The following is a 24,340-nucleotide window of genomic DNA, read 5'->3' as shown; positions in this document are numbered from 1 at the left end:
GACAGGTGCTTACGGCCTTTTTCTGTTGATATGATTTATTGGCTAAACGTTTCTCCACCTTCATTCCGCACGGTGAATGTGTGGTCGATTGAAGCTTCCTCAATCTCATTATACGCCCAGTGTGTTGCTGGAACATCGGGCCAGCTTGGTGTGGAGACACCATATAGCGGACCGCGTCCGAACAGTCGGTTGACAACCTTCACGGCTTCAGCGCGTGTAAGGTTCCCCGTTGGACGATAGGTACCATCTCCATAGCCATTAATGATGTTAGCCTTGCTTGCTGCCGCAATCTCCTTGGCAGCCCAGTGGCTATCGGCATCCTTGAATCCGCTTGATGGAATAGCCGCAGTGTCCAGCTTCTTATACCTGGATGCAATGGCGGCAATCTCTCCGCGGGTAATAGGGGCATCTGGCAGGAACTGGCCTTTGTCGTTACCCTGCATTAATCCAGCCGTTTTGACGAATTCAATGACACCTTTTGCCCAGTGACCGTCCTTCACATCCGGGTAGGAGGAGACGTTCAGCGGTGCGGAAGCGTCATAACCGAGGTTTCTGGCCAGAATGGCTGCCATTTCTGCACGGGTAATGGAATGGTTCGGCTTAAAGGTTCCATCGGTAAAGCCGTTGATGAATGCCTTGTGATGGGTCAGCTGTTGTTGCGCTGCCTCAGCTGCGGCCACATACTTCTCCCAACCTTCCATGTTCAGAATAGTGAACGTACTGAATTTGTTAACTTCAAACTGTAAACCCAGCTCACCCGTTTTGTAATCAACTACGTTGGCCTTTATCAGTTCCTTGTCACCGTCACTATGCTCAACGAAGATCACCAGATTCGCCAGGAAATTCTGCCTTGCCGCAGGATCACTTGGCAACTGAACATCACGCAGAGGAAGGGTTAAGGTAACCGGTCTGCTCTGCATATTGGTCTCAATTGTCATTGGACGGGCAACCACATCAATTTGCTTATCTGCTGCTATCTCTCTGACAATCCGTTCAATTCTTGCCCGGTCTTCAACCGCTTTGCGCAGAGTCTGGTCTTTGATCGTTATTACACGGAAATACAAATCTTCCGTAAAATTATCCAAGGAGGATTGCGGGATGAGAATTCTTACGTTCTCCGTGAAAATCTCCATATTCACGTTGGAGTCACCGAGTGTCTTGATTGCATCCTTAGGAACGTTCACATTCACATCCGCAACCTGATCCTTCTCATCCGGGATCATAATCCGGGCCGTATGATCTGAAGATCCGGCGATCTTCAGGACAGCCTCCGCCACACGATCTGTTGTGAAGTTGACTAGATCATGCAGAATTCCACTTGTATCCTGAGTACGCTTGATGACCGTTTCTGCCAGTACAGAACCTTGACCCAGTAGTCCTGATTCAACCTTTACGGTAATCTCCTGCGTCAACGGTGTCGCAACGGGTACAGCTGATGCTGCAGGCACCGTTATTGGCGTTGGCATCTCAGGTGTGGATGGCGCCGGCGTTGGTATTGCCGTCGGCTCTGCGGTTGGTTCTACTGTCGGATCTGCCGAAGGAACTGCTGACGGTTCTGCCGTTGGCGCAACTGACGGATCTGCCGAAGGAGCTGCTGACGGATCTGCCGTTGGTGTTGGCGTTGCCGTTGGTGTTGGCGTTGCCGTCGGTGTTGGCGTAGCTATAGGCGCAGCCTTAATAATATGGACAGTATAGGTCTTTACAGTCCCATCCTCCGCAGTAACCTTAATGTCAAAACTATTATCGCCCTCAACCAGATTAGCCAGTTGGGCTCCATTTCTTCCCGTGATCTGGCTTTCCGCTTTGGCATCTGCTACGGACGGGTTCAGGACGATGGAGTCCACATCACTTTCTACCTCAACCGTATAGTCCGTAACCGCAGGATCAAAAGCAGGGTCCAAGGTTCCTCTATCTACGCTGATATTACTCAAATCAGCATTGGAAGAACGCGATTCCCGGCTGATATCCAGCTCATAGACACTTTCTGTCTTTCCATCCTGAGCTGTAACTGTCAGCTTCACGATGTTAAGCCCTTCTGCTAACCGGATAGACATCGCTTGATCTGCAGTGACACCATTTATGGTAATCCTTGCATTCATGTCTCCTTTTACCGCGTCCAGTTCTACCTGATCTACTTCATAAGGCACTGACAAGAAATACTTGAAGACTGCCTCTGAAAAAACAGGATTGAGTGCCTCCGTTCCTCTGACAGAACTGACGGTCAAATTCGTTAGAGAGGAATCCTTCGGCAGAATGGCACGATTCACAGTCACTGTATAGGTTTTTGTAGTGCTGGCATCTGCAGCGGTAACCTCTACCGTAATTTGATTCGTTCCTTCATCCAGTGTCACAGTGCTTCCAGATACATCCGTGGTAGTTCCATTCTTTTTCAGGATGTAGCTTGCTTGCGAGTTATTAGTGACAATCGAGAAATCCATGCTGCTTACACTATTATCCACTTGTACAGAATAATCACTGGTTCCTTGCTGGAATTCGGGTGTTAATCCGACCGGAGAAGTCAACAGATCATAGAGCGTAGCATCTGTGCTTGGATTCCGTACCAGATTAATGGTATACATGTTCATACTTCCGTCTTGAGCTGTGACTTTGACTTCAATCACATTCAGTCCTGTAGCCAAAGGCACAGCATTCAGGTCTTCGATCCACATCCCATTCACAAATACAGCTGTGCTTGCATTGGCGTCATCCACAACCGCATTAAGCTTTGCAACGGAAACTGCATCCATGACTGTCCCGGTATAGCTTAAAGTACCCGGAACCGGTGTTAGATCAATCGCACCGCCCGCTAAGTCAGTCATCGTGAGCTCCAGTAAATTTGCATTGGACGAAGCCGCCCGGACGATGATGACCGTGTATTCCTTGGTAGTTACTTTATCAGCAGCCGTAACGACAACTTTAACTACATTTTCACCAACATTCAGCTGAACGGGCACACCTCCAGCAGACTGAACCCCGTTGATGGTATAGGTAGACTGCGCGTCGCTTGTAACCGCGGCAACTGTCATACTGGAAATATTGTTGGCTACATAATCATAATAGGTCGAAGTGGTACGGTCGAATCCACCCGACAACGGTTTGCCGGACAGGGTAATGCTGGTTAAATCCGCATCGGATGAGGCTTCACGAACAATCGTTAAGACATAATTCTTAGAAGTTACGCCATCCTCAGCTTTGACCTGAACATTGAATTCGTTAACTCCCACTTGCAGATTGACCAGCCTAGGCTGAGCACTGGCGGTCACGTTACCGTTCAGGCTCACTGTTGCCCCGGCGTCCTCAGGAGTTGGCGTTATCGCAAGCTCAGATACCTGATTCGCTACAGTAACGGCATACCGGGTTTGATTCTTGTCAAACACAGGCTCCAGTACGCCCTCCGATAGAACCAGATTGGACAGATCCGCATTGGAGGAAGCCTGTCTGATAATATTGATCAGCGTTGTTTTCTCACGGGCGCCACTCTGTGAGGTAACTACGATTTTGACGGTATTCAGTCCGACACTCAACTGTTTGGTGTAGGCTGTATCATCTTGGTGTACACTTCCGTCCACAGCCAGACTTGCCGCAGGGTCCAGCAGCCTCGGGGTAATGTCCAGCGAAGAAACCTGATTCGATACTTCAACCGAATACCCGGTATCATTATTATTAAATACAGGCGATAAAGTTCCTGAAGAAACGCTCAGTCCCGAAAGATCCGCCACGTCCGAAGGTGCACGCAGAATAAACAGATTGTATATCTTCTTCGTCAATCCGTCTTGCGCTGTTACTTCGATCAGGTACTTATTGTTTCCTGCGGCAAGATCGGTAATGGCAAAGGGTGTGCCGCTTGCATGAACTCTACCGTTCACTTTAACGACTGCACCTGCTGCAGCTGTCGGCGTGAACTCTGCAGTAGTTACCGTATTCGCTACTTTCATCGTGTAGTCGGACTGATTGGTATTGAACGCAGGTGATAATCCAACCGGTGAAGCAGTCAGATCCGTCAGACTAGCATCACCTGACAGCTTTCTGATAATCGTAACTGTATAGGTTTTTTGGGTCCTGCCGTCCTCTGCTGTAACCACCACGGATATCACATTCTTTCCGTAGGTTAAGCTTACATTTCCGGTAGCATTAGCCGAACTAGTTGAACCTATGTTTGTTCCGTTCAAAGTTGCTGCCGCAAAGAGACTGGACTTGATCACATCTACTTTGACCGAACTCACATCATTTTCGACTGTCGCGGTATAGCTTCCTGTATTGCTGCTATAGACCGGAGACAGGGCAATAGGTTGACCGCCGCTTAAGTTAGACAATACAAGCCCGTTTGCTGCAGCCAGATTGGCATCATTTCCAGGGTAGCGGATCAAATCGAGCTGATATTCCTTAAAGTTACTTGAGAATTTATCAGCCACTTTGATTTTCACCAGCTTATATACACCCACTGCCAGGCCGCTTACAGTGAACTTCGGATAGGTTCCCGACACGGTTACCCCAGAGCCATTGTCTGCGTAGGCAGTCACATTAACATCAGCAGGATTTATTGCTCCTACATTAATATCGATACTGTTGTTCGGGTTGTTTCCGCTTTTGTTGGGAACGTGCACTTTATTGTAGATAATTCCCCGGCTAAAAGCAGGTGTCATCACACCTACAGAAGGCGTAATGAAGGCAAGATCAAATTTCCCGGCCACAACGCTCAGCAAAAAGCTGCTGGAGCTTGAAGTAGTTCCATCATTTACTGTGACTGTGATGGTAGAGGTACCTGTCATGTTGGCTGACGGAGTAAGATTGATAATCCTGTCCGCGCCTGTACCTGAAAATGTGATATTGCTATTCGCTATAAGAGACGTATTCGACGAAGTTGCCGTAAGCGTAAGCACGTCGCCGGCATCCACATCTGTCAATTTAAACGGCTTAGACACAGGGGTATTGGCCGCTGTCACCACATTGGAGTTAAATCCTATGCTGGTCTGCCATTTACCGCTGATGATATTGCCGTTTCTTGCACCTGCAGAAGAGTCCTTGGCTACAGCTCCATCGTTAGAATTATTGAACTTATAATTGACCATCAGATCGGCTTCAGAACCGGTAAGGCTGGTGTTCATCTGGCTTTCAATCTCCGACTGGGTTTTGGCCTTTTTCCATATCCGGTAATCCCTCATGCCACCCACATAATTGGCATCCTGGGACCATGTACTCTCACCAATATAGTTATTGGGTCTCGGCAAACCGGAGTTCTGGGCGCTGGCGTTGGCCATATCGGTAAGATCCATGAAGCCGCTGCCTTTCAGAATCCCATTCCAATAGATATAGGCCTTTTTCTCTGCAGCATTGTATACGGCAGCCACATGAACCCATTGGTTCAGAGGCAGTTGCTCCGAGGTTTTTACCATGTAGGATTTAATTCTGGCACCCTTTTGCGGTAAAGCTTCAAGGGCTATTCTTCCCGTACTTCCTTCAAACGTAAGGTGCAAATTATAGTTATCAGGTCCATACGAAGTATCGAAAATACGGGCCCACGTAGGGGCACTGCTGGCATTTACCCAGGTTTCGATGGTTAGTGAATTGGAGTATATATTCAAATCCGGAAGGGTCACATACCCTTTACCGTCAAAATCAAGATAAGTACTGCCGCTGGACTCCGAAATAAAGGGAGCGTCATTCACAGGTGTAACCGTTATCTGCGCAGACTCTTCCACTTGATTGTAACTTCCCGGGTCCCCGGCATATTCAGCATTTACATTTACATAATTACTGCTATACCCTGCTGAAGCAAGCCAGCTGCGATACTTGATCTGCGTTGTCCCATTCCAGTCCTTCTTCGGAACAAAACGGATCATCACATCTCTACCGAAGACGGCAATCTTGCCAGGATCGGGCGCAACGATAGACAACCACATCGTCCCGGCATTATACTGCCATTGCCCATTAACATTATCGACTTCAGAAATGCCAATCCCGTTGCTATTTATGAGTGAAACGGATTTCCCGGCAGGCTCAAGCGTATCCTCCATGATTGTATCCAGTGGGCCAGAAGCCTGTGCCCGGGCAACGTATGGTACACCGTAGAAATTACTGATGATCAGGATAAAAACCAATGCCACGATCAAATATTTTGATCTATTCTTTATTTTCACAAATTCAGCCCCATTTATCTAAGATGTCAACGTTTGTAACCCGTGCCCTAACCTACCCTCCTCCGTATCAAAAATATCCATAATTTTATATATCGGATTTTTAAGCAGCGCAGTTTATGTCGAATTAATAGAATTTATTGTTAATTTCAAAAATAATTTTTTCAAGTACTTTTTTGCCCGTATTCACTGTTCTCTGCCATCCAATAAGTAAACTAAAGTAGTATATACAACCTTTCTCTGCCAATAGTAAGCTTAAGTTAGCTTATAATCCCAAGTGATATTATCGAACATAGAATGGGATAAATGGATAAGGGAGTGGAGTATATGCAAGGATTGTCAGTGGTTATCTGCACGAGGAATCGGGTACAGGACCTGACACGGTGCATTCATTCTATAACTAATCAGGACATAGGCCGGACTTACCCCATAGAGGTTATCGTTATAGATGACGGCGCCATACCTGAACAAGTCCTAAGCGAATTCAAAGCGTTACTTACCGGATGCGGTTACCCCTTTATCTATCACAGCAAGACTGACCGGGGATTATGGCTGTCCCGGATCAAGGCCGTGGAGCTGTCCACCATGGATAAAATTCTCTTCCTTGACGACGATGTCGAAATCCCCGGTCATTACTTGTCCACGCTGATACAAACCTACCTCGACTATCCCAACTGCGCAGGGGTTGGCGGCATTGCCATCGGGATGCGCAACAGCTTCCTGGGTACGATCCGCTGCCTGTTGTCCTTTCAGCAATCTCTATCGAGCGGCAGACTCTCTCTAAGCGGGCAGGCAGGCTCCATGTACAATTGGCATAAGGCGAGGAAGATCTTCAAGACCGAATTCCAGCACGGCTGTAACATGTCGTTCAAGAAGGAGGCTATCAAGGATCTGGGACCTGTGCCCTGGCTCAAAAGCTACAGTGTCGGTGAAGACATTCTCATGTCACGCATTGCCCGGAAATCCGGCCCCCTCTATATCAATCCCGAACTGAAGCTCCTGCATCATGAGTCGCCAGCCTCCAGAGACAACCTTGAAGATGTGGCCTATACCCGGGTGCTCAATCATGTGCATCTGCTAAAAGATAAAAAATCAGGTCCGGTCGGATATCTCGCTCTCGTCTGGACCACACTCTACCTCATTCTCCGGGAACAACCCAAGAAGAATGTCGCCGCCATCAATGGCTACAAAAAAGGCCTGAAAGAGATTTTCTCCAGGCAGGCCGCCAGGTAATCCATCACTACTACAGGAAGGGAGTGGACGCATGAGCTTAAGCATTGTAGTTCCCATGTACAATTTAGAACATTATGTTGAGCCCTTGCTGAACTCGCTTCTGGATCAGACGGAGAAGCGGTTCGAGCTGATCCTGGTGGATGACGGCTCCAAGGACCGCACGGCTCAGGTTGCCGAGGAAATGCTCTCCCGCCATCCCATTCTGCAGGCCAAGCTGATCCGCACACCCAATGGCGGAGTCAGTGCCGCCAGAAATACAGGCCTGGCCGCAGCGAGCGGCGACTACGTCCTGTTCCTGGACGGTGATGATTATGCGGACAGCAATCTGGTGCAGCGTGTAGATTCCTGTACGGCGGACGGGGAAACGGACATTCTCTGCTGGGGCTATAATCTGGTCCGCGAGGACAGATCAACCATTGTGAGCTTTACTTCAGACGCTGAAGACACCACTGGAAGTGAAGCGCTGAAGAATATTTTTGTGCATAAAAGCCTGAGAATCTGGACCGGTAGCATTGCCTTCAGACGCACCTTTCTACTGGAGAATGGCATCTCGTATACCGAGCGCTGTGTGAACGGAGAGGATCAGGAATTCATCTATAAAGCGTTGTCCAGGGCCTCACGGGTGATCTCGATCCCCGATGTGCTGTCCTATTATCTGCAGCGGACATCTTCGATCACGGGAACCTACAATGTGAACAAATTCGATGTGGTTGCCGCCTTCAAACGGGTGGATGAATATTTCAGGGACCATCCCTTCAATGAGGTTCATACGATATCCGGACTCCTGCTGAACCGCGAGATGACCGAGAACTACTTTTACAATCTTAAGACTTGTCTGAATGGAACAACCGGCATCAGTACCCGCAAGCTGCTTCATGATATTGACCTCGCCTACCCCGGCGTGAATCAGGAGATGCTTGCGATCATGCGCAATTATCAGGGGGATGACCGCCAGCTTGCTTTTAGAATCCGGGTCTTCTTAATTTCCCCGTCCCTGTACGGGCGGTTGATTCATCTGGACCGCAGCTGGCTGCAGTTCAAACAAAAGCTCAAAGCCGCGATCAGCAGAAAGGAAATTAAGATATGAAGAAGAAAATGATGATCAACGCCTACACAGAATTCAACCTCGGTGATGATCTGTTTATCAAGGTGCTGTGCGAACGCTATCCCGATACCCAGTTCATGCTCATCGCCCCGCGGCTATACAAAGTGGTCTTCAAGGATCTCCGCAATCTCAAGGTCTATGCATCAGACTCCGTCCTGTTCCGGGGGATCAACTACCTCTTCCGCAAGCTGAAGCTGCATCCGAGTTTCTTGCAGAAGTTTCTGGCGGAGCAGGGAGAAGGCACAGTCCATATTGGCGGGTCTATTTTCATGCAGGGCGAGCATTGGTCTGAATATGTGGCGAATAATGAGAGCCTGCGCAATAAAAGCAAACCGTATTATCTGATGGGCGCCAACTTTGGCCCCTTTACCGACAACGCCTATGTGGAGGAGCACCGGCGGATCTTCCAGGAATATGCCGACGTCTCGTTCAGAGAGCAGTATTCCTATGATTTGTTCAAGGATTTGGGCAATGTCAGAATGGCCCCGGATATTATATTTCAGCTCCAGTATGATCAGGCCGCAGGAAAAGCTCCGGAGGGGCGGTATATCGCCATTTCGGTAATCAAGCCTTCCTCCAAAGCCTTGAGCGGTTTTGACAACCTCTATTATGAAAAAATGAAAGATGTTGCAATCCATTTCATTCAGCAGGGCTATGCCGTGCATTTTCTGTCGTTCTGCCAGCATGAAGGCGACCAGGAAGCAATCGGGCAGATTCTCGGCCTTATTCCGGCAGAGCTGCAGCGTGAGACACAGGTTCACTTCTATAAGACAGACATCGATGAGATTCTTGCCGCCCTGGCAGGGGCAAGTTTCATTGTCGCTTCCCGCTTCCACGCTATGATTCTCGGCTGGGTATTTGGCAAACCGGTGTTTCCTGTCGCCTATAGCAGCAAAATGATCAATGTCATGCAGGACGCTCATTTCGGCGGACGGTACACGGATTTCGCACATCTGGCCGAGGTTACTCCGGAGCAGGTGTACGAGAGCATGGCGCTTAATCGTCTGGACGTGACACTCCAGGCGAACCAGGCGGAGAAGCATTTCGAGCAGCTTGACGCGTACCTCTCACCGGCACCGCTTGTGGAAGGGAGAAGAAGTTATGAAAGCTAAACGCAGCATGCTGAACCTCGGCTTCGGACTCACGAGCCAGGTCATCACCATTATTCTCGGCTTCTTCATCCCCCGGTTGATCATGGTCAATTACGGGTCTGAAGCTAACGGACTGATCGCCTCCATCGTGCAGATCATCAGCTATTTCGCTCTGCTTGAAGCAGGTGTCGGTGCAGCTTCGCTACAGGCACTGTATAAACCAGTAGCCAAAAATGACTACAATCATATCAATTCGATTCTCGCCGCTACCTCCAGCTACTACAAAAAAACCGGGATCTACTATTTCATCTCGGTCGTGCTGCTGGCGGTTATCTACCCGCTGGTGATCCATTCAGAGATCAGCAAGCTGAGCATCATGGCAATCATCCTATTCTCCGGCCTGGGCGGAGCGATCAATTATTATTACCAGGGTAAATTCAGGGTCCTGCTGATCGCGGAGGGCAAAAGCTATATCGAAACCTCCATCGTCACGATTGCGAACATTCTGAACAACGTGGTGCGGATTGTCCTGCTGCTGCAGGGGGTGGACATTATTGCCGTACAGGCGTCCTTCTTCGTGCTGACAGTCCTGCAGATGATTGCTTTCTATATCTATTCTAAGCGTTATTACAAGTGGATGGATCTTGGACAGAAACCGGACTTTGAAGCCATCGGGCAGAAAAATTCAGTGATGGTGCATGAGATTTCCTATATGATCTTCCGCAACACGGATGTGCTGATCCTGACGATCTTCACCAATCTGAAGGTAGTCAGTATCTATGTGATGTACAATATGATCTTCACGATTGTCGACAATATCGTCCAGACCGTTAACGGAAGCGTGAAGTCGGCGCTGGGACAGAGCTATCATGAGGGCAAAGAGGCTTTTGTCAAATTCTATGATGCGTACGAGGTCTATTTCATGGGCCTGATCTTCTCGATCCTGACCGTTGTATACCTTCTAATTCTGCCGTTCATGCGGCTCTATACAGCCGGGGTCAACGATGTGAACTATATTAATTTCTGGCTGCCGGTCCTGTTCGTGGTGATCAAGCTACTGACCAATGCCCGCACCTCATCCAATAATCTGATCACGATTGCCGGACATTTCCGCAATACCCAGTTCCGTTCAATTATGGAGTCGGCCATCAACCTGGGAGCTTCGATCATCTTCGTCCTGTTCTTCGGGATCTACGGGGTGCTCATGGGAACCATCGCTGCACTGCTCTACCGTTCTATCGATATCGTAGTGTACGCCAACCGGGTCCTGCTGGAACGCAGCCCTTGGGTCACCTTCCGCAGATGGCTGATCAATGTTGCGGTGTTCGTGGCTATTGTCTTTATCACCAACAAGCTTGATCTCACCATGACCTCCTATACCAGTATAATCCTGTGGGGGGTAGTACTCGGTCTGGTCATCCTGCCTATTTATTACATCGCCGGCTCCCTGATGGAACGCGAGGTGTTCCTCTACGCCTGGGGCTATGCCAGACGCTTCATAACCAAGATCAAGCTGAAGCGCAGCAAGGTAACAGCCAGCCAGACGTGAGGCGGCTGTTCTTCAGCTGTGCTGGAGGGAATACTGCCTGGGCATTGAGCACATAGGGCCGCAGCAGTGCGCGGCATCGTACTGCGCGGAATATATTGCGCGGCACTTGGACTGCGGGGGGCTGCAATGACCTTGCATCCAGTCGCCTAATAGACCGATGCCTAGACTGCACTCCCCTGCACGCAGCTCACTCGCTATCCTACATTGAACCGGCTTCGAACCGGCACCAAACCGGCACGATCCCGCCCCTGGCTAAGTGGAAAAAGGTAACCTAATTCGTTCGATTCGGCTTGTTTTGGGGATTTAGATGGAAAAAGTTAACCTAATTCGCCCCATTTGGCCGAATTTGGCTTAATCACGCTGACTTAAGTCTACTTTTTCCCACTAACACTCACAGCAGCCTTCCGCCTAAGGAAATAAGTGTATAATTTCCCACTAAATATATACATGGCTGACGGGTGACTCACCTGATTAGCGTGTGTCCACGATAAGGCTGCCTGACGCAGCAATTACAGAAGGCTTCGTCCCATAAAACGAAGCAGAGGCTAACAAACTTTGAGGAGGTCCAACTATGGCTCACAGCGAGGAATTGCACCAGGCCGGATACCGCCTGCTGAACCAGCTCAACGAAGATATACAGCATCCGCCTGCCGGGGCGCTGTCCAGCGAAGAGCTAGTGCGAAGATGCAGAGATAGCATTGGCAGCGAAGCCGACGGAGGAGTACGGGGGAATCTTGAGAATCTGGCCGGGGTGATCGAGGCCTATCTGTCGCAGCGGGCTTCAGCCGATGCGCTGGATTTTTACTTGTCCCAGCAATTCAATATTGAGGCTGTGAATATCCTGGAACTCATGAAGGGCCTTACTGGGCTGAGGGCGGACCGCGGAGCGCAGGAGATTCTTTTTCCTTCACCTGCGGATCCCTACACCCTTCCCAAGGTCAGTGTAATTATTACTACTTATAATAGAAAAGACTTCCTGAACCAGGCTATTCAGAGCATTCTGCGGCAAGACTACCCCCATAAGGAGATTACAGTGATTGACGACTGCTCCAGCGACGGTACGGCAGAACTCATGAGCCGGAATTTCGGCGATGACCCGCGTGTAATCTTCATGCAGAATGAGACTAACCAAGGTCCGGGTAATAACCGGCGCAAGGCGCTTGCCGCCCATGGTGACGGTGAGTATATTCTGTTCCTGGATGACGACGACTATCTGATTGACCGCAGCTACTTCAGCAGAGCCGTCCATTTCCACCAGCAGCAACCGGAGATTGCTTTTGTGGCCGCGAATGTGTTCCTGGAGTATTCCAAGTCCGAAGAGCTGAAGCCGTCCAGCCTGCAGCTAAGCCGGATTACCCCGAAGGAAGCCTACTTCAGAAATTTCGAACAAAAAGGGTATCCCAAACCAGCCTCTACCCTGACGGCCGTCTTCAAACGGGAAGTGCTGATGAAAATGGATATTCTGAACATGAACATGGTCAACGACGCTTCGATTTACCTGCGTGCCCTGCTGATTGGGGATGCCGGATTCATCGACACCCTTGCCGGAGTGTACCGGATTCATGGCAACAATATTACGTTTAACCTCAGCCAGTCCTTCCTGATCGAGAATTTGGAGGAAAAACGGCTGATACGCAATATGGCCATCGAACGCTACGGCTATAGCAAGACGGAAATGAACGAATGGTTCAACCACAACGTGTATGACACCATCTCGTACTATCTCATGAATTCCGCCAAAAGCCACACCGACTTCAAGTCGATGTACAGCTGGGCCAGCGAACATTGCCCTAAGGCCTACAGCCAATTGAAGCGCCAGTTCCGCACCAAGCTAATGAAAAAGCAACTGCTGCGCGTGTCATTCGTCCGGGCATTGCTGAACCGTTAGATTTTCTTGCCGCGGCGAAATTAAAAGGATGATAGTGTGCATAGGCACGGACTATCATCCTTTTTTTGTTACCTGCTCCCGGTGATCCTCACCCTTTCGCGAGCAGCCGATCCAGCAGCCCGAACGCCTCTTCCAGCTTCGCCTTAGGGATACCGCCGTACAAATCTCCAATGCTCAATTCATAGAAACACGATGATTCGCCGCTCTCCCTCAGACGAGGAGTAAAGCCCACACCGGTTGCTTCGCTGACCTGGGTCAGAATCGGCTCAACCTCTGCCTTAGCCAGGGAAAAATACACATGGAACATGTTCGACACCGGCACTTCCGGCAGAGTGCTTACGTTATGGCAGCCGTTGAACAGAGCCGCAAGCTCCTTGGCCTCCTTATAGTATTGGGCCATCTTGTCCACTCTCTGCCGGTAATAATGCCTTGAAGGGATAATGTATGGATACAAGCTGATCAGGTCGCCGCCATGCCGCCGTTTCCAGATTTTCGATTCTTCCGTAAAGTCCGCATTACCCGCAAGAATGGCCCCGGCGATCCCGCCAATACCTTTATAAAAAGAGATATATACGCTGTCGAACAAGCTGCAGACTTCAGCAGCGGTTTTACCGTAATACGGCAGCACCTCAAACAAACGCGCCCCATCCAGATGCAGCATAATTCCCTGCTCACGGCAATACCCGGATATCGCTTCAAGCTCTGCGTAGTCCGGAAGCTGTCCGCCAATCTCGCGCTGCGGCAGCTCCAGCAGGAGGCAGGCCACCCCCTCGCCCATCTTCATTACATCTTCAAGTGTAATCAGACGGTCCTTATCCGCAAGCAGCAGAGGCTCCAGGTGATGCAGCTCTTTTAGCCCATCCTGCTCATGAATCTCCAAGTGGCAGAGCGGATGATACGCTACGGACTTGCTGCCTTTACGGTCGCTCCAGATCCGAAGTGCAATCTGCTGCGCCATCGTACCGCTCGGGAAAAATACAGCCGTCTCCTTACCCAGCACCTCCGCCATCTCCGCCTGAAATGCCTCGATCAACTCACCTGTACCGTACATATCACTGATTACACTATCCTCAATCCCGGCAAAAGCCTCCTTCAGCACCCGGACCTCCCGTTTGCCGTGGCCTGCCAGCTGCAGCGGAGCCGCATTATAAACCTCCAGCAAGGATTGGCTGTTATCGCTTGTTCTTTTGCTAATATCCATACTCATAACTCTCCTTCCACTGACTTGCGCCTAAACAATCTGACCAAATTATATCATTTCCTGCGGGAAATCCCCTTTTTTTCAAAAGTTCACGGTTTGTTCCCTGCTCTTCAGGTGAAATTAATGTAGCGCTGTGCTACAATATTGGAATTGCAAAGGCAATCGCTTAGGGAGGTTTATTACAACACCATGCTCATTATTGGTATCGCCGGCGGGACCGGCTCCGGCAAAACGACGGTAGCGCGCTCCGTTATTGACCGTTTGGGAACAGACAAAGTAACGTTCATATCTCAGGATAACTACTATAAAGACCATTCTTACCTCAGCTTCGAGGAACGCGGTGCGATCAATTATGATCATCCGCTTGCCTTTGATACGGAGCTGCTGATCGAGCATTTGGAATGCCTCAAAGCCGGACAGGCTGCGTATGCTCCGGTGTATGATTTTACGATTCACGCCCGCTCTACCGACAAGACTGTTGAACTGCTGCCGAACAACATCGTTATTGTAGAGGGTCTGCATGTGCTCTCCGATGAGAAGCTCCGCGAGCAGCTTAATATTAAGGTTTTTGTCGATACCGACCCGGATGTACGTATCCTCCGCCGTGTGCTGCGGGATATCGAGGAGCGCGGACGGACGATCCGTTCCATCCATACCCAGTATCTGACTACAGTCAAGCCGATGCACGAAGCATTCATCGAGCCGTCCAAGAAATACGCCGACCTGATCATCCCTGAGGGCGGACAGAATGAAGTAGGCATCCAGCTGCTGTCCGTACTTACTGAGAAATATCTGTCAGGCGACCATCAGTGGACCATGAAGTAATCTCGAACCGCAAATTTAAGGGCCATCCTTTGCAGGAGGGCCCTTTCTTTTTTTCTTTCATTCTACATACTGTCCTTCAATTCATACCAGGGCATGCGGTACATAAAGCTCTTCAAGACTCGTGATTTCTTCTGGCGTCAGATTAACCGACAAGGCCGAAACCGCATCTTCGAGATGGCTGATCTGGGTCGAACCGATAATCGGCGCTGTGACCTCTTCTTTTTGCAACAGCCATGCAAGTGCGATTTGAGCGCGCGGAACGCCCCGGTTAGCTGCAACTTCCGCAACTCTCTCCGCAACTTTGCGATCAGCTTCTTCCGTTTGTGTAAACAACGCACCTGCTACCTGGTCATTCTCAGAACGAGAGGTCTGTGCCTTCCAATCCCGGGTTAACCGGCCTGCCGCCAAAGGCAAATACGGAGTAACGCCAACTCCCTCATCTTTGCAAAGGGGGAGCATTTCTCTTTCCTCTTCCCGGTAGAGTAAGTTAAGTCTATTCTCCATGGACACGAACCGTGTCCAACCATTACGCTCCGCGACATGCTGAGCCTTCGAGAACTGCCATGCCAGCATGGAGGAAGCTCCGATGTATCTTACCTTGCCCGCCTTTACTACATCATGAAGAGCCTGCATCGTCTCTTCAATGGGCGTGTTAGCATCCCAACGATGGATCTGGTACAAATCGACGTAATCTGTTCCGAGCCGTCTTAGACTGTTATCAATTTCGGTCATGATGGTTTTACGGGAAAGTCCCATGGCATTCGGACCTTTGCGCATCGGAACGAATACCTTGGTAGCAACAACAACTTCGTCACGCCGGGCTAGATCCTTTAATGCACGTCCAATGATTTCTTCGCTTGTTCCGTCAGAATACATATTGGCAGTACTGATAAAATTGATCCCCAACTCAAGTGCCTTTTTAATAATCGCTCTGCTCTGTTCTTCATTCAGCGACCATGGAGCATTACCCCGTTCAGGCACTCCGAAGCTCATCCCTCCAAGGCTTAGTCTTGAGACATCCAGACCACTGCGTCCAAGTTTTACATAATCCATTCCAGTACACTCTCCTTAAGTAGTTTGGGAAGTCTTCCCGGGATTCAGGTTGACATATCAACTTGATAACAATGTATCACCTTGCGGTTGATACGTCAACCGTGATATTATGTGTCTATGGATAAGAACGAACTAAATGAACAGGAAATGCAACTATGGAACATGTGGAAGGGCTCCTATAAAAGAATCTTCGGTCGTGTTGTAAAAGATATGTCCGAACATACCGGACTTTCAGAGGGGGATTTTGGAGTATTAGATCGTCTGGTCCAATTCGGGGATGGTAAGCTTCGCCAACAGGAATTAGCCAACTCCATGGACTGGGATAAGACCCGATTGTCCCACCACCTGACACGGATGGAGAAACGCGGGCTTGTTCAGAGGAAACCTATCGACACAGATCGTGGGGTTCAAGTCATCATTACCTCTGCCGGAAGGTCCGCCTTGGGTGAGGCCCTCCCTATAGTCTCAAAGGCGATACGCCGGCATTTTCTGGATCAATTAACCGATCTGGACATGGAGTCAATCACCCAGCTGGCCGAAAGAACAAAAACAAATTCATCCTCTTCTGGTAAAGTCTCTCCGCCTTGAGCACTGGTCAAGGAACATGCCCCTTTCCGCCAAACCGGTGGAAGGGGGTTTTTGTTATGCCAAAATTCACCTGAACTTATGCAGGCCTACTTGGACAGAGCATTTAACCTAGTACAATTAGACTGAAATCATGGACAACCATTCGCTTGAGATCGAGAGGATTTATATCCGCAAAAGATTCCATACCCAGGGGCTTGGCAGCCATCTAATGAAGAAAGCTATAGACATAGCGAAGGAACAGAATAAAGAAAAGATCTGGCTCGGAGTTTGGGAAAAAAACGAGCGCGCAATTACCTTTTATCAAAAATTAGGGTTTGTCCGAACTGGAGCCCACTCCTTCTATATGGGGGAGGAGGAACAAATAGATTTCATAATGACCAAGACACTCTAATAGCATTCTTCGTACAAGATTCAGGGAACCCTTTGGCTGGGGTACAGAGAAGTTTACCGTTTAATTAGTACGGTTAAATCCCCCTCAAAAACCTTCTCGTCTTTGTGGTTGAACGTAGACAACAATACAGTAACACTTCCCGTCTCATTCTTCTTCTCTTTCACTTCGGTCACTTCCACAAGGGTGTACAATTCATCCTCCGGATACACCGGCTTTATAAATTTAAGATTATTCATTGCGGTTCCGGCAACAACATCATCCCCATAGCTCCCTGTCTCCACCCAAAGTTTGAAGGAGACCGCCATGGTTTGTATGCCTGAAGCAATAATTCCGTTAAATCTTCCCTGCTTAGCTTTCTCCTCATCGAGATGCATATATTGCGGGTCAAACTCCGCTGCAAATCTCGTAATACTCTCTTTCGTCATTATGATGGACTTGGTTCTGAAGACTTGTCCGACATAAAATTCATGAAATTTCATTAAAAGCACCCCTAAAATAAATTTATATAGATTGATTGAACTTGAAATTCGATCTTTCCCCTTTACTAATCCCAGATGTATTTCATCTCACTAAATCCAACATCCCATATTTTCATATTTCCCTCCAGGGTGATCGTAAGCTCCTTGGCCCCTTGAAGATAAATGGAGGACATCCCAAGTTCATGGCTTTGAACTTCTGCGGACGTGGACAGATATTCCTGTCCGTCGGCGGATATGCGTAGACTCCCATGAGAAGCCTCTTGATCTGGAATCCCATAATTCAAGTAGAAATAAAGCTCCTTTTTGCCTAGCGTGTACGTGTACGTCACCATATTTTTGTCTTCGGTGCTATACGCATTATACTGAGGTTCTACGTTTTGTCCGCCAATTTGGAAGCTGTCTCGCATTGTTCCGTCTGATGAATTTATACTGCTGTTATTGAGCTCGTTTAACGCGACAAAGGGGCCCAATTCTTTAGTCAACGCTTTGTCGACAACCCCGAAGATCCCCCAAACCCCGATGATCAGGACAACAGCAGAGATGCCCGTAGCCGCTATGTTTGTCCAGACCTTTTCTGTACGAAATCCTAATCTATACGCCCCGAATCCGATCGCTGCGCCTGATGAGTTTTGAATAACGTCGTTTATATCAAAGCTGCCTAGCAAAGTGAGTGCCTGAATGGTTTCCAGTACAAGAATAGACAGGATGAATAAGATCATGAAACGAAGGAAGCCGATCCGATATAACAACAGAATCAAGATACCAAAAGGGATGAAGGCCACGATGTTTCCAAAACCCACAATATCCATCAGCGAAGGATGTAGAAGATCCGATAGACTTGGCAGCTTAAAAAAAACATCAGGTAAAAATAGAAAGGTGTAACCCGTCTCCCGATCTAGGGTATCTACTCTACCGAAACCAAAAAACATAAAATAAAGAATGAACACGGTATAAGCTAAGGTAATGGCAAAAATAATTTTACGTTGCTTGGTATTCATCTTATTCTCCTTTATCTTTAGTTCATTTTTGTTGATTCTGGCCAACCACTCTTCCACCCTTGCCCGACTGGATGTCGGATCATGGTAACCCGCCATCCTGCGCACGCTCTTCCAGGACAATTTGCTTCAACTGAATGACCGAACTTCTCAGATCCTGTTCTTGTTCCAGGTAGGTACAAAGCGCTTGAATGAGCGATCTCTTGGGCTGAGTCTGAGAGATCTCCGTCCCCAGCAATTGAACAATCTCTTGCAGTTCCCTCTGCCGGGCGAGCCCGCCAGGCCAAGCCTCAAGCAGCGCGTTCACTCTGCCGAACAATTCTTCGGTAATTCTTTCTTTTTCGTTATTCCAGTCCTTTGAATCTGAATGAATAAATTTGGTGAAGGCGCTTTGTCCAAGTAGCCCCTTCGAACCTGACTTAGACATATGTTCGACTAGCGCATCCATTTTATCGACGATGAACCAAGCTGTATCCTCTATCGAAAGCTGCTTCTCCTCGAAGATGATGCGCTGCAGATAGTCCTTCAGGATCGCACGGTATATAAAAATCAGATCCCAGAGAAACGACTCGATTCTCTCACCATAAACTTCAAGTAACCAGTATCTATGCCACTCCATCATACGGGCGCGAACATGATTCCTTAGTGAACGGAAAGTTGCGTACTGCGTAATAGGAAGATCTATGAAGTCTACCATAATGTGACTGTATTCAATAAAATACTGAAAACGAAATACGATTTGATGGACGAGCCGCTCCTTGGGAGTACCCGTCTCGGTTTGTTTCAGGTGCTCAGCCCGATCAAAATAAACCGTCTGGCACTCGTCGAAAACCACACACAATAAGTCCTCTTTGGACGGAAAGTATTTGTACACCGAGCCCTTTGCAATGGAACAATCCTGAGCAATTTCCTGAATTGAGGTCGCCAGAAACCCTTTTTCTTTAAACATCTTAGAAGCCGAACGTATGATATCCTGTTTGGTTACACTCATCCTTACGTAACCCCCCGCTTGACAATTTTAAACTCATAGTACAAAATTATGAACATAGAGTCAAATGACCCACTATTCAAAATATAGAACTTCAAGTCAAGATGGGTCAAACTCGATTTCATAGTTGGAGTGTGATTGATCATGGAAGAACTTTTGTTTCAATTTCCTAAGACGGCATTAATCGTAATCGACTTGCAAAATTGGCTTGGAACCCAGTATGCCCCTCACTCGGCCGAGCAAGTCGTCAGCCGCGCTGCCACTATGGTTCAAGCCTTCCGTGAGGCAGGTGCATTCGTTGGGCTTGTTCGCGTATCCACGAAAGACTTCAAAGATATGCCTCGTCCGTTGCTGGATCAGGCGCCCCCAACCTTAAATCTGGTGCCTGGATGGGATGAAATTGTACCCGAGATCGGAGTCACTGACACCGATTATTTAATTACCAAGCGTCAATGGGGAGCATTTTATGGAACGGACCTCGATCTGCAGTTGCGCCGGCGGGGCATCACGACGATCGTGCTTTGCGGCATTGCTTCTGGTATCGGCGTGGATACCACTGCGCGTGAAGCCTTCGCCCATGGGTATCAGGTAGTTTTTGCGACAGATGCCATGACCGGCTTCAGCCAGGAGGAACATGAACACGTAATTAAGGTCATCTTCCCGCGTATTGGCAGAATCCGCTCTTCCGAGGACATTCTTGCTTGCGCCGCGCTTCAATCTTAAGAACCTCAAGCAATACTTCATACTATTTGATGAGAGAGAGTGAGAGAGGATCTCAACCCTCAGCCGCAATTAAAAAGCTGGAGAAGCATCCAGATTCATTAGTTTAGACAGGACAAAACAGCGATACAAGAGCTTAGTCTTGTATCGCTGTTCTGGCGTTCTTATTATTTATATTTCTTTTACAGATGCCACTTCATAAGTTATGATCTCACTTCCGAGAATTGGAGATTCTTTACTTGCTTCCTCTGAACCCGCTTCTGGGCGTTTGTGTGCCGCTTTAAAGGCATCGCTATTTCTCCAAGCTGTAAAGGAATCCATAGTCTCCCAGTACATATTTACATTTAACTCATCGTATTCATTTAAGTTCTGTGTTAACAATACTTCTACTTTCACAAAGCCTTCAGAACTGTCAAGCGGGCCTGGCGCTGTAAAACCCGGTGCCATTACCGCACCCATTCCTTTTTTCACTTTAATTCTGTTCGTCACAACGATCATTCTTACCATCTCCTTAACTATTTTAATTTAATGGTTCACCAAATTAGATCAAACTCGCATCAGATGAAGGCGATCATTCTCTACGCTAAGTATTATTCTGCTAGTGGACGGACTCCACTTCAGCTAATGATAATTTGCCATCTTCCATCCGGTATACCTTATCGCAGTAAGCAAGCAACCGTTCGTCATGGGTCACCATTATGGCTGCCTTATTGCGTGTTCTCACCTCATGGGCAATCAAGGAGACCACCTCATGGGCGCGCTTCGTGTCAAGACTTGCTGTAGGCTCATCTGCCAATATAACATTGGGCTCGTTAATCAATGCCCGGGCAATCGCCGTACGTTGTTTCTCGCCACCAGACAGTTCCTCCGGATAACTCTTCAACTTTGTGCCAAGACCTAATTCTTCAAGCAATTTTACGGCAAAAGCTTTATCAGCTGCGGTTACCTTTCCCGACATCCGCTTCACGACAAGCAACTGGTCAAGAACATTCAAATACGGCACCAAATTCGAAGACTGCATTATGAATCCAATCTCATGCAATCGAATGTCGGATAGTTGATTTCCGGTCAGCTTCGATATGTCTTGCCCATTCAGCTTAACCTCTCCCTTAGAGGCTTTTAGCAATGCGCCTGCAATGGATAAGAAGGTACTTTTGCCCGAACCAGACGGTCCTACGACCGCGACGAACTCACCCGGTTCCACTGTAATAGACACATTATCTAATGCTGAAATACGGTTTGAACCTTCATTGTAATACTTTGATGCCGCCGTAATTTGCAATCCTGTAGTCATTATTCAACCCTCCCAAGCGCTTTAAGCGGATCAATCTTCGAAATCGTACGAACCGATACCAACGAACTGAGCAATGAGATCACCAGCAAAACGATGGAATAGGTCACCACTAGCTTCGGATCAAGCATGAACGGCATGCCTTTGGGCATGATTGCCGCTGTCCCATAAGTCAGGATTATGCCAACGATAATGCTAGAGAGCGACAAGACGAACACTTGAGAGACGACCGCTTTACCCAAGAACCCATTTTTGGCTCCGATTGCTTTCATAATCCCGAACTGGTTGGTCTTCTGCATCGTAAATACATAGAAGAACACGCCAAGTACGAATGCTGAAATCGCAAGAAGGAACGCAAGCATCATCATGATCGTACCATTCTCTTCCTTGTATCCAGGCATTCCCTGTACTGCTGCCGAACGGGTAACCGTATCGGTTCCTGACAGCTGCTTATTAATGACACTAGGATCGATATCACTACCTTGAAGCATGATTGCATTCACTGGTTCTGTGACCCCTTTGTCCGAACCAGGTGCCGCAAACGCAATCTTTCGCCACTCTGCAATGGGTGTAAAAACAGCTGCTACATGGTTATACGTCTGATCCTTGACAAAACCGACGATAGTCAATGATTCCGTCGAGCCATCCAATTGGAAGGTATCCCCCAGTTTAAAGCCCTCATCTTTTTTCATGGTGTCATTTACTATAACTTGTGTCATGTTATCGGATGTTAACCCGGTACCTTCAATACTCTTTGGTTCTAAAAAACTCCCGGGGTCAATCCCAATAATAGCTATATCTACTTTATCTTCATTCACCGCGCTCTTTCCCTTGATTGCTGAGGCCATGATCGTTCCCATGGGTGAAACGGCAGTTACACCTTGCATCTCTGTTAATTGTTGTGATAGTTCATTAGACAATAATGATTTACTCATCGAAGCTTTCGATCCTTGTTCAAAAACTACATAATCAGTCTTCATATTCTTGAACGTCGAAGCCGCTAGTGTAGATAACCCATTTCCCAATCCTGATAATATGAACACCAACCAAGAAATAAGTACAAAGATAATCGCAATCATCAAAAACCTTTTTTTGTTGTGTTTCAATTCCTTCAATGCCAAAAACATAGTTGCTTCCTCTCCTCCATATAAAATATAAATGACACAAGTGTCAATTACCTGATATCTACCCCACTAATTTTTTCGTATGCGCATTTATGAAATTGCTATCCGGCTTACATTTAGTATGCACTATTTATGACACTTGTGTCAAATATAATATTTAGCTCTTTCTTCCTGCGTACGGACGAACAATTCTTGGTTTGGTCAAGCAACTCCGATTTTGTAAAAGCCTGCTTTCTTCCCAATGTTAATCACCATCCCTAATTGTACAGTAGGTCTTATTGTAACAAAAATAACGACCAGGTCGCCTTCCTTATTCCGTTTCATTTGGTGATGTTAACGGATTTTTGAGGGCAGGGAGTAGGACGCCGTCGATTAGCGAAGTGTAGAAATGCTTGTCGAATGTTTTGCGCTGTACGAGTCCGCGATAAGAAGCCATTGAAGTAATAACCTGGCAAGCCATCTCAATGTCCGCACGGGTGGAGATTTCACCGCGGCCGACGGCCCGGCGCATGAGCTCACGATTTACCACAGCCCACGGTTCGAAAATCCCTCCGTTAATTGATTCCGGATTCTGCGAAAAAAAGGAGCCCAGGCCTGCGAGTACCCGAAGTTTGCGTTCACCTTCTTCGATCGATTGCTGCTTCAATAGCGCGAGCAGGTCATTGCGCAAGGTGTGCTGATCCTGCAAACGAATCAGGACTTTGCCATGAACCCTAATGCTGCCTGCTCCTGCATATCGAGGCCGTGCTTTACGCTGCTTCACCGATCATAAATTTTCCCTCCAGGCTATTCCATTAAGCTCATTGTTGATCATCGCAGCGGCTATTGCCCCCTTTGAAGCTGCTGCTACAGCTTGGTGAAATCGGGATGTCACATCCCCAACGCTGTACACACCCGGGATGTTCGTTTTTCCAAAATCATCGACAACAACTTCTCCCGATTCTGTCATCTCGCATCCGATCGACCTCGGCAGATGCGATCCCGTAACCAGTTCCGGCTTGAAGAAGATACCTCTGCATGCTATGGAGGAGCCATCTTCAAGAACAACTTGCTGCGTGATTCCGTCATGAGAATCAATTTGCCGAATCAGTGAATCATACAGCAGCACTTGATGCTGTCTAAGTTCCTCTCGCTCGGTTTCCGTTAATTCATCAGGACCATTAGTGCAAACCGTAATACGATTCGTCCATCCGGATAGGAGTGGAACAAAATGCATAAGCTCGGCCCCTTTGTTTATGATGACAAGCGGCTGATCCCTTAATTCCCAGCCGTCACAATACGGACAGACAAATGCACTTTTTCCGTACACTTCCTTCAGTCCTGGGATATCGAGCGGCCGATCCTTCATGCCCACGGTAAACAATACTTTTTTGGTTACCAAACGTTTTCCTTGCATGGTCTCAATTTCAAATCTGCCGTCTGCTCCGGTAATGTTCACTGCTAGTTCTTTAAAAAATGATACGGAGGGATAAGCAGCGATCTCTTCATTTGCAAGCCGCCGAAACTCACTCGGCGGGATCCCGTCACGGGTAAGAAAACCGTGCATTTCGTGAGTTACAGCATTGCGGGGGCGGCCCTCATCAATTAAAGCTACATATTTTCTTGCCCTTCCAAGCATCAGGGCAGCGTTCAGTCCAGCTGGTCCGCCGCCAATAATAGCCACATCGTAAACTTGATTGTCCATA

General features: G+C 48.1%; 19 protein-coding genes and 1 pseudogene. 9 read left to right on the top strand and 11 right to left on the bottom strand.

Translation table 11 applies throughout. The features are described from left to right. Nucleotides 1-35: 35 nt before the first annotated feature. Nucleotides 36-6,137, bottom strand: a complete 6,102-nt coding sequence (locus AC0MA3_RS16920) for a cadherin-like beta sandwich domain-containing protein (RefSeq protein ID WP_474657036.1) — start codon at nt 6,135-6,137, stop codon at nt 36-38. A gap of 324 nt (nt 6,138-6,461) precedes the next feature. On the opposite strand from AC0MA3_RS16920, the gene AC0MA3_RS16915 reads away from it, so the two are divergent. From AC0MA3_RS16915 to AC0MA3_RS16895, 5 genes are all read left to right on the top strand, one after another. After that, complete coding sequence (locus AC0MA3_RS16915) at nt 6,462-7,367, top strand: glycosyltransferase family A protein (protein WP_379157737.1); 906 nt, start codon at nt 6,462-6,464, stop codon at nt 7,365-7,367. A gap of 31 nt (nt 7,368-7,398) precedes the next feature. After that, nucleotides 7,399-8,454 (top strand): glycosyltransferase family 2 protein, encoded by a 1,056-nt coding sequence (locus tag AC0MA3_RS16910; RefSeq protein ID WP_379157734.1) that lies wholly within the window; start codon nt 7,399-7,401, stop codon nt 8,452-8,454. Then, complete coding sequence (locus AC0MA3_RS16905; protein ID WP_379157731.1) at nt 8,451-9,584, top strand: polysaccharide pyruvyl transferase family protein; 1,134 nt, start codon at nt 8,451-8,453, stop codon at nt 9,582-9,584. The genes AC0MA3_RS16910 and AC0MA3_RS16905 overlap by 4 nt, the downstream gene beginning before the upstream one ends. Then, nucleotides 9,574-11,112 carry a lipopolysaccharide biosynthesis protein gene (locus AC0MA3_RS16900; protein WP_474657035.1) on the top strand — a complete coding sequence of 513 codons (1,539 nt, stop codon included), beginning with the start codon at nt 9,574-9,576 and terminating at the stop codon, nt 11,110-11,112. Before AC0MA3_RS16905 ends, AC0MA3_RS16900 begins: the two co-directional genes overlap by 11 nt. A gap of 571 nt (nt 11,113-11,683) precedes the next feature. Further along, a complete protein-coding gene (locus tag AC0MA3_RS16895; protein ID WP_474657034.1) occupies nt 11,684-13,000 on the top strand; it encodes a glycosyltransferase family 2 protein in 1,317 nt (438 codons plus the stop codon). A gap of 88 nt (nt 13,001-13,088) precedes the next feature. On the opposite strand, the gene AC0MA3_RS16890 is transcribed toward AC0MA3_RS16895, so the two are convergent. Next, on the bottom strand, nt 13,089-14,201 hold the full coding sequence (locus AC0MA3_RS16890; RefSeq protein ID WP_474657033.1) for a threonine aldolase family protein: 1,113 nt from the start codon (nt 14,199-14,201) through the stop codon (nt 13,089-13,091). Nucleotides 14,202-14,390: 189 nt separating this feature from the next. On the opposite strand from AC0MA3_RS16890, the gene udk reads away from it, so the two are divergent. After that, complete coding sequence (gene udk / locus AC0MA3_RS16885; protein WP_379157718.1) at nt 14,391-15,026, top strand: uridine kinase; 636 nt, start codon at nt 14,391-14,393, stop codon at nt 15,024-15,026. 81 nt (nt 15,027-15,107) lie between these two features. On the opposite strand, the gene AC0MA3_RS16880 is transcribed toward udk, so the two are convergent. Continuing rightward, nucleotides 15,108-16,079 (bottom strand): aldo/keto reductase, encoded by a 972-nt coding sequence (locus AC0MA3_RS16880; protein ID WP_474657032.1) that lies wholly within the window; start codon nt 16,077-16,079, stop codon nt 15,108-15,110. 117 nt (nt 16,080-16,196) lie between these two features. Here AC0MA3_RS16880 and AC0MA3_RS16875 point away from each other — a divergent pair, with 117 nt between their 5' ends. Beyond that, on the top strand, nt 16,197-16,667 hold the full coding sequence (locus AC0MA3_RS16875; RefSeq protein ID WP_379157712.1) for a MarR family winged helix-turn-helix transcriptional regulator: 471 nt from the start codon (nt 16,197-16,199) through the stop codon (nt 16,665-16,667). A 60-nt stretch (nt 16,668-16,727) separates the two neighbouring features. Next, nucleotides 16,728-17,058: pseudogene (locus tag AC0MA3_RS16870) on the top strand (GNAT family N-acetyltransferase); the annotation flags it as partial. A gap of 53 nt (nt 17,059-17,111) precedes the next feature. On the opposite strand, the gene AC0MA3_RS16865 reads toward AC0MA3_RS16870, so the two are convergent. The 3 genes from AC0MA3_RS16865 to AC0MA3_RS16855 all read right to left on the bottom strand — a co-directional run bounded on the left by AC0MA3_RS16865 (nt 17,112) and on the right by AC0MA3_RS16855 (nt 19,523). Beyond that, nucleotides 17,112-17,537 carry a MaoC family dehydratase gene (locus tag AC0MA3_RS16865; protein ID WP_474657031.1) on the bottom strand — a complete coding sequence of 142 codons (426 nt, stop codon included), beginning with the start codon at nt 17,535-17,537 and terminating at the stop codon, nt 17,112-17,114. A 65-nt stretch (nt 17,538-17,602) separates the two neighbouring features. Beyond that, nucleotides 17,603-18,535, bottom strand: coding sequence for a VanZ family protein (locus tag AC0MA3_RS16860; protein WP_474657030.1), 933 nt, complete (start codon nt 18,533-18,535; stop codon nt 17,603-17,605). Between the two features lie 79 nt (nt 18,536-18,614). Next, nucleotides 18,615-19,523, bottom strand: coding sequence for a TetR/AcrR family transcriptional regulator (locus AC0MA3_RS16855; protein ID WP_474657029.1), 909 nt, complete (start codon nt 19,521-19,523; stop codon nt 18,615-18,617). Between the two features lie 141 nt (nt 19,524-19,664). On the opposite strand from AC0MA3_RS16855, the gene AC0MA3_RS16850 reads away from it, so the two are divergent. Further along, entirely contained in the window at nt 19,665-20,243 is a 579-nt protein-coding gene (locus tag AC0MA3_RS16850) for a hydrolase (RefSeq protein ID WP_474657028.1), read from the top strand. Nucleotides 20,244-20,411: 168 nt separating this feature from the next. On the opposite strand, the gene AC0MA3_RS16845 is transcribed toward AC0MA3_RS16850, so the two are convergent. From AC0MA3_RS16845 to AC0MA3_RS16825, 5 genes are all read right to left on the bottom strand, one after another. Then, nucleotides 20,412-20,738: a heme oxygenase gene (locus tag AC0MA3_RS16845; protein ID WP_474657027.1), complete on the bottom strand. Its 327-nt coding sequence runs from the start codon at nt 20,736-20,738 to the stop codon at nt 20,412-20,414. A gap of 100 nt (nt 20,739-20,838) precedes the next feature. Beyond that, nucleotides 20,839-21,534 (bottom strand): ABC transporter ATP-binding protein, encoded by a 696-nt coding sequence (locus tag AC0MA3_RS16840; RefSeq protein WP_474657026.1) that lies wholly within the window; start codon nt 21,532-21,534, stop codon nt 20,839-20,841. Next, nucleotides 21,534-22,658, bottom strand: coding sequence for an ABC transporter permease (locus AC0MA3_RS16835; protein ID WP_474657025.1), 1,125 nt, complete (start codon nt 22,656-22,658; stop codon nt 21,534-21,536). Before AC0MA3_RS16835 ends, AC0MA3_RS16840 begins: the two co-directional genes overlap by 1 nt. A 307-nt stretch (nt 22,659-22,965) precedes the next feature. Beyond that, entirely contained in the window at nt 22,966-23,418 is a 453-nt protein-coding gene (locus AC0MA3_RS16830) for a TetR-like C-terminal domain-containing protein (protein ID WP_474657024.1), read from the bottom strand. A 3-nt stretch (nt 23,419-23,421) separates the two neighbouring features. Next, entirely contained in the window at nt 23,422-24,339 is a 918-nt protein-coding gene (locus AC0MA3_RS16825; RefSeq protein ID WP_474657023.1) for an NAD(P)/FAD-dependent oxidoreductase, read from the bottom strand. Between the last annotated feature and the right edge of the window lies 1 nt (nt 24,340).

The sequence above is a fragment of the Paenibacillus sp. LS-5 genome, assembly GCF_056121505.1.
Note: the sequence above shows the minus strand (reverse complement) of the source record. Positions and strands in the feature narration are given on the sequence as shown.